Source organism: uncultured Senegalimassilia sp., assembly GCF_934632265.1.
Classification (GTDB): domain Bacteria; phylum Actinomycetota; class Coriobacteriia; order Coriobacteriales; family Eggerthellaceae; genus Senegalimassilia.
This window is the reverse complement of sequence record NZ_CAKTYH010000103.1, coordinates 1-6,998: the sequence shown is the minus strand read 5'-3', so window position 1 is coordinate 6,998 and position 6,998 is coordinate 1. Positions and strand designations below refer to the sequence as shown.

The 6,998-nt window shown below is 65.1% G+C and carries 5 protein-coding genes and 1 pseudogene; 1 reads left to right on the top strand and 5 read right to left on the bottom strand.

What is annotated here, in order from left to right; translation table 11 throughout:
- Positions 1–830, top strand: a pseudogene (locus tag Q0H50_RS07570) (NADP-specific glutamate dehydrogenase); the annotation flags it as partial.
- 90 nt (positions 831–920) lie between these two features.
- Here Q0H50_RS07570 and ribF read toward each other — a convergent pair.
- The 5 genes from ribF to infB form a co-directional block, all read right to left on the bottom strand.
- The gene (gene ribF / locus Q0H50_RS07565; protein WP_294421031.1) at positions 921–1,844 is read right to left on the bottom strand and encodes a riboflavin biosynthesis protein RibF; all 924 of its coding nucleotides are present in this window, start codon (positions 1,842–1,844) and stop codon (positions 921–923) included.
- Positions 1,828–2,841, bottom strand: coding sequence for a tRNA pseudouridine(55) synthase TruB (gene truB, locus Q0H50_RS07560; protein WP_294421027.1), 1,014 nt, complete (start codon positions 2,839–2,841; stop codon positions 1,828–1,830). Before truB ends, ribF begins: the two co-directional genes overlap by 17 nt.
- Positions 2,838–3,836 (bottom strand): DHH family phosphoesterase, encoded by a 999-nt coding sequence (locus tag Q0H50_RS07555; RefSeq protein WP_294421025.1) that lies wholly within the window; start codon positions 3,834–3,836, stop codon positions 2,838–2,840. Before Q0H50_RS07555 ends, truB begins: the two co-directional genes overlap by 4 nt.
- A 15-nt stretch (positions 3,837–3,851) precedes the next feature.
- On the bottom strand, positions 3,852–4,262 hold the full coding sequence (gene rbfA, locus Q0H50_RS07550) for a 30S ribosome-binding factor RbfA (protein WP_294421023.1): 411 nt from the start codon (positions 4,260–4,262) through the stop codon (positions 3,852–3,854).
- A 203-nt stretch (positions 4,263–4,465) separates the two neighbouring features.
- Positions 4,466–6,998: translation initiation factor IF-2 (gene infB / locus Q0H50_RS07545; RefSeq protein ID WP_294421022.1), on the bottom strand; the 2,533-nt coding region annotated here is incomplete at its 5' end.

The following is a 6,998-nucleotide window of genomic DNA, read 5'->3' as shown; positions in this document are numbered from 1 at the left end:
TGTTCGGCCAGTACAAGCGCCTGCGCAACGAGTGGACCGGCGTGCTCACCGGCAAGGGCCTGTCCTTCGGCGGCTCGCTGGCCCGCACCGAGGCAACCGGCTACGGCCTGGTGTACTTCGTCGATGAGTACCTGAAGTCCAACGGCGATTCCTTCGAGGGCAAGAACGTCGTCGTGCACGGCTCCGGCAACGTGGCCATCTACGCCGTCCAGAAGGTTTCCCAGCTTGGCGGCAAGGTTCTGGCCTGCTCCGACACCAAGGGCTGGGTGGAAGATCCCGACGGCATCGACTACCAGGTGCTCGAGCACGTCTACAACAAGAAGCGCTCCGGCCATGACAAGGGCGTGTCCCTGGCCATGTACGTCGACGAGCGTCCCAACGCCACCTGGCACGAGGGCGACGGCCGCGGCGTGTGGCAGCTTCCCTGCGACATCGCCCTGCCCTGCGCACGTGAGAACACGTTGCACCTTGATGACGCCAAGGCCTTGGTTGCCAACGGCTGCAAGGTGGTCGGCGAGGGCGCGAACATGCCCACCACGCTCGACGCCACCGAGTACCTGCAGGAAAACGGCGTGGCCTTCATGCCCGGCAAGGCTGCCAACGCCGGCGGCGTGCTGGTCTCCGGCCTGGAGATGAGCCAGAACGCCGAGCACCTGAGCTGGACCTTCGAGGAGGTCGACGGCAAGCTCGAGCAGCTCATGCGTGGCATGTTCCACAACGTTGACGACACCGCCAAGAAGTACGGCCATGAGGGCAACTTCGTCATGGGCGCCAACATCGCCGGCTTCCTGAAGGTCGCCGACGCCATGATGACCCAGGGCATCGTCTAAGGGAAACCGCCCATATCACTGCTAAAAAAGAAGCGACCCGATCGGGTCGCTTCTTTTTTTTGTTTAAACGAAGGGGGCGCTCGGCAAACGCTACAGGTTCTCGCGCACCCAATCGATGTTGGCCTGCACGGCGGCGATGAGCTCGGAGATATCGTCGAAGGCACGCATCGGACGGAGCCACTTCATGAACTCCACCTTCATGTACTGACCGTAGATATCGCCATCGAAATCGAGGATGTGGACCTCGCAGGTTGCCGTGGCCCGATCGGCGAACGTCGCCGCCACGCCCACGTTCACCGCAGCCTTGTAACGCTTGCCATCGACATGCGCATACGCTGCGTACACGCCGTCGGAAAGCGGGCGCATCTGATCGGGGACCTCGAGGTTGGCGGTGCGGATGCCCATATCGGCGCCCTCGCCGCGACCGGGACGCACGATGCCCGTCATGAAATACGGGCGCCCGAGCAGATGATTCGCCTCGTCGATCTTGCCATCGGCCAGCAGCAGGCGGATGCGCGTGGCGGTGATAGGCGCACCGTCCTCGCTTTTCAGATCGTGCGCGTGCACCTGCATGCCGTGCTTATCGGCCCAATCGCACAATTCCGGCACGGCGCCGGCGGCTTTCGCGCCGAAATGGAAATCGAAGCCCACATGCAGATGCGCCGGAACGCCGGTGCCGAACGTGCGGACCAAAAACTCCTCGGGCGAACTTGCCGCAAATTCACGCGTGAACGGAAGGGCGACCACCGCATCGACGCCGGTTTGCGCAAGCATCTCCAAGCGCTCCTGGTTCGACATGAGCTTGCGAAGGCGCTGCGCATGGAACATCTCGTCGGGATCGATGTCGAACGTGAGCGCGATGGACTTCCCGCCGTTTTCACGTGCGGTATCCTGAGCGCAGGATAGCAGGAACCGATGACCCTGATGCACGCCATCGAACACGCCGAACGCGCATGAGGCTCCTTGGAAATACCCGCGATCGAACGTTTCGTCGGCTTTAAAGATCTGCGCCACGAAGCACCCCCGTTTGAAACACGCAGCATGCCTTGAACGATGCACGCCTGCTGTCGTACTGATACAAGGCCACAACCTTGTTTTGGCTGATGACCGCGATAACCTCGCCCTTTTGCGGCGGTTGCGCGCTCTCGCGCACGCCGGCGGTGCACGCGCACATCTCGGCCTGGGCCGTGGTACGCCTGCGCTCGAACAGCTGGCAATCGGCCGCGCGAAGCGCGTTGCCGTTGCCGACGGCCTGGGCAGCAGGGCCCTCGACGTAGGCGAAGCGCACGCCCAAAAGCCGCACCGGATCCAAGGCGGCTCGAAGCTTCAGCTCCTCGAGCGCCTCGAGCGGCACGCATTCGTCAAGCGTGAGGCCGCCGACCTCCAAGCGCCTCAGCGCAGACAGATGTGCCGGGCAGCCGATCTTATGGCCCAGATCGCGCGCCAACGCGCGGATATAGGTGCCCTTCGAAACACGGAACTCCACGTCCCACTCGGGAAGCTGCTCGCCTACACCCGGACGAACGGCTATGAGCTTAGCCGAATACACCTCGATATCGCGCGGAGTCAGCTCGATGATATGGCCTTCACGAGCGGCCTCGTAGGATTTCTTGCCGTTGACCTTGATGGCGGAATACGCCGGCGGCATCTGCTTCTGAGGCCCGAGCATCTTGGCTACGGTTTGCTCGGCAAAGCTGCGGTCACCGACTTCCACCGGCGCTTCGCCGGTACGCGTCACCGTGCCCTCGCAATCGTCGGTATCGGTTCCCACGCCGAACGCGATGGTGGCCCGATAAGCCTTATCATGCCTGGTGAGGTATGCGCCCAACCTGGTGGCGGGCCCAATGCAGATGGGCAGCACGCCGCTGGCAAGCGGATCGAGCGTGCCCGTATGCCCGACGCGTTTCTCGCCGAAGATGCGGCGGCAGCGATTGACGACGTCATGCGACGTCATGCCGCTGGGCTTGTCGACGCCCACTACGAGCGACAGCCCGGATTCTCCTCGCTTCACCTGGCGCGCACCGCCTCTTGCAGCGCCGCACGAACCTGATCGACGGCTTCCTGCATGCTGCCATGCATGGTGAAGCCTGCCGCGGCAACATGCCCGCCGCCGCCGAAGCTGCGGGCGATAGCGGAGACATCGGTATCATCTTTAGCGCGAAGGCTCCCGCGGATGCAATCCTCATGTTTGCGAAGCATGCAGGCGACGTTGACGCCGGCGATGGAACGCAGCGCGTTGATGACCGGCTCGGCGTCCGATTTGACGGCGCCGAAGCGCGCAAAATCCTCAAGCGTGAGGTAGCTGATGGCGAACCCTTCCCGCTCATGGAACTCCGCACGCGAGATCGCCTGGGCCTCAAGCTGCATAGAGGCAAGCGAGCGGTTCTGGAATACCGCGCGCGAAATGGATGCCGGGTCGGCGCCCTGCTCGACCATTTGCGAGGCCAAGCGCATGCAACGCGCGTCGGTGTTTTGATACTGGAAGCGCCCGGTATCGGTGACCAAGCCTGTGTAGCAGCACGTAACAAGGTCGCCGGAACGGGAAACGCCCAGCAGCCCCGCAAGCTCCCAGATGAGCAAGGTGGTGGAAGCGGCATCGGGGTCCACGTAGGCCATTTCGCACATGCGCTCATCGACCGCATGGTGGTCGATGGTGAACGAGGCCGCCGCACGGTCGAGGATGCCGCACGCCGCCTGGCCGATACGCTCGCGCGTGGGAACGTCCACGCCGACGAACGCGCCGACCGGGCCATCGTACTCGCATGCCGGCACCATATCGGCGGCTCCCGGCAGCAGCTGGGCAAGGTTCGCCTCGATAGGCTCATCCTTGACCAGCACGCAGGTCACGCGCTTGCCGAGCTGACGCAACGCGGCTGCAAGACCGAGCTGGGAACCCAGGCAATCGCCGTCGGGGCTGACGTGGCCGCAGATGACGAAATCGTCGAGCGGACGCAATGCAGCAGCCAACTGCTCAAGGGTGCAATTCGTTTGGGGGGTTACGGTCATAGCGGCGCTCCTCCGCTATTCCTGGTCGGTTTCTTCAGCTGCCTCGATAGCCTCGCGCTCAGCGGCGATGGCGGCAGACTCGCGATTGCGCTCGGCATCGCGCTCGAGCGCCGATGCGATGCGCTCGGCTTCGTCCACGGACTTGTCCAAGATAAAGCGCAACGCCGGTGCGACGCGCCAGGAAAGCTGACGAGCCATGAGCGAGCGGATGCGGCCGGAGGCCTTCTCGAAGGCCGCGGCGACGTCCGCGTACTCGCCGCGATCGGCGGTATAGAAGACGTTGCAGACGCTGCGGTCATAGCTGACCTCGCAGCCCGTGATGGTGACGAGCGACAAGCGCGGGTCGGAAATCTCGAAGAGCAGGATGGACGCGATGACCTCGCGCGCCTGCTGATTTACTTTACGGTTGGTGGAACCTTGCTTCATAGATACAGCTCCTCTGAAGGGTCAGGTTTGGATACATGAAGTATAGGGCACCTCGAAGGTAGCGAGAAGGGCTCCGGCCTCGAATCCGCCCCGTCACCGCAAGACGGGTACGCACGGTACCTGCCTTGCGGACCGGGCCGGTTCGAGCACCGGAGCCCTTTCATGCGCCGAGGGCGTGCCGCCTTCGCAGGCGGCTACGCTGATTACTCGGTACGCTCAACTTCCTTGATGGTGTAGCCCTCGATGGTGTCGCCGACCTTGAGGTCCTGGTAACCGGCAATGCCGATACCGCACTCGTAGCCCTGCTTGACGGCCTTCACGTCGTCCTTGAAGCGCTTCAGGGATGCAAGCTCGCCCTCGAAGATGACGGTGCCTTCGCGCACGAGGCGGATCTTGTCGTCGCGGTGCAGCTCGCCGTCGGTGATGTAGCAACCGGCGATGGTGCCCACCTTCGGGACCTTGAAGGTCTCGCGAACCTCGGCGGTACCGGTGTCCTCCTCGACGATCTCGGGCTTGAGCAGACCCACGCGAGCCGCGTTGATGTCCTCGATGGCCTGGTAGATGACGCGGTACAGGCGGATGTCGACCTTCTCCTTCTCAGCCTGCTGCTTGGACTTGCCGGTCGGGCGCACGTTGAAGCCGATGATGATGGCGTCGGAGGCCGCAGCCAGCGTAACGTCGGTCTCGGTGATGCCGCCGACCGCGGAGTGCACGATGTTGATCTTGACCTCGGACTGGTCCATCTTGTTGAACGCGTCGCGCAGCGCCTCGATGGAGCCCTGCACGTCGGCCTTCACGATGAGGTTCAGGTCGGTCTGCTTGCCCTCCTCGATGCGGTTGAACAGGTCGTCCAGGTTCATGTGCGACTTGGTCTCCTGCTCGGCCAAGCGTGCACGCAGCGCACGCTCCTCCGCCAGCTTGCGGGCATCGCGCTCGTCCTCGAACACGCGGAACTCGTCGCCGGCGACCGGGACGCTGTTCAGGCCCAGGATCTCAACCGGGTAGGAAGGCGCGGCGCCCTCGACATGCTGGCCACGCGGGTCCACCAGGGCGCGGACACGGCCATAGGACGTGCCGGCGACGACGGTGTCGCCCGGATGCAGCGTGCCGCGCTGCACGAGCACCGTGGCAACAGGGCCGCGGCCCTTGTCGAGGTTGGCCTCGATGACGAAGCCGGAAGCCAGCGCATCGGGGTTGGCGCGAAGCTCGAGCACGTCGGCCTGCAGCAGGATGGTCTCGAGCAGGTCGTCGATGTGCAGCTTCTTCTTCGCCGAGACGTTGACGAACATGTTCTGTCCGCCCCAGTCCTCAGGGATGACACCGTACTCGACGAGCTCCTGGCGCACACGGTCGGGGTTGGCGCCGGGCTTGTCGATCTTGTTGACGGCGACCACGATCGGCACGTTGGCGGCCTTTGCGTGGTTGATGGCCTCGATGGTCTGCGGCATGACGCCGTCGTCGGAGGCGACGACCAGGACGATGACGTCGGTCACCTGGGCGCCGCGAGCGCGCATGGCCGTGAAGGCCTCATGACCGGGCGTGTCGATGAAGGTGATCTGGCGATCGCCGATGCGCACGACCGAGGCGCCGATGTGCTGGGTGATGCCGCCGGCCTCGCCCTCGGCGACGCCGGTGTGGCGGATAGCGTCGAGCAGCGACGTCTTGCCGTGGTCGACGTGGCCCATGACGGTGACGACGGGCGGACGCGGCTTGAGGTCCTCGTCGCTGTCGTGGTAGACGATAGCGAACTCCTCTTCAGGGGACACGACGCGCACCTTGCGGCCCATGTCGTCGGCGATGAGCTCAACGAGCTCGTCGGACATGGACTGCGTGAGCGTGAGCACCTGGCCGAGCATGAACAGGCGTTTGATGACGTCGTTGGGCTGCACGCCGAGAAGCTCGGCGAACTTGGCCACGGTGGAACCCTGCGGGATCTCGACGACGGAATCGTCGAGCACGAGGCTGGGATCGAGGCCGCGCTCGATGGCCTCCATCTCCATGCGCTCGCGGGCCTCGGCCTCGCGCTTCTGCTTGCGCTTCTTACGGCGGCCCTCGCCCTCATGGGAGTTGGCGGCGGCGACGGCGGCGCGCGCCTCGGCGAGCACCTTGTCGCGCTGCAGCTCCTCGGCCTTCACGGCCATCTGGGCGTAGCGGTCCTCGCCCGACGCCTGCTGCTCGAGCTCGGGCACGTGCTGCTCGACGTGCATGCCCTTCTTGCCGTGCTTGCGGGCGCCGCGCTGCTGCTTGTTGGCATCCGCGCCGCGTGCGGGCTGCTCGGCCTTCTGCTTCTCGATGCGCTGCTTCTCGGACTCGATCTGGGAGAGCAGGCTATCGAAGCTGGACTTGCGGGTGCCGAGCACCGGGGCCTGGCGCTTGGGCGCGGCGGCCGCCGGCTTGTGGGCCGTGCCCTTGGAATTGCGGTTGCGCAGGGCCTCTTCGACGGCCTGCTTCTTGGCGACTTCCTTGGCCATGGCCGCAGCGCGGGCGCGGGCCTTGCGCTCGGCGGCCTCGCGGGCCACGCGCTCCTTCTCGGATTCGATCTGGCTTGCCAGGCTCTCGAAGGGGTTGTTGGTCACCTTCTTGGCCTGCGGCTTGACCGCCGCGGGCTTGGCAGCGGAGCCGCCCTCCTCGGCGCGCTTGGCGCGCTCGGCCTCGCGGGCGGCGCGCTCCTGCTCGACGGCCTCGCGACGGGCGCGCTCGGCCTCGGCCTGGTGACGCTTGGCATCGGCCCGCTCC

Coding starts and splice junctions, on each gene's coding strand:
- Q0H50_RS07555 (WP_294421025.1), bottom strand. CDS start 3,836: ATGACCGTAACCCCCCAAACGAATTGCACCCTTGAGCAGTTGGCTGCT.
- rbfA (WP_294421023.1), bottom strand. CDS start 4,262: ATGAAGCAAGGTTCCACCAACCGTAAAGTAAATCAGCAGGCGCGCGAG.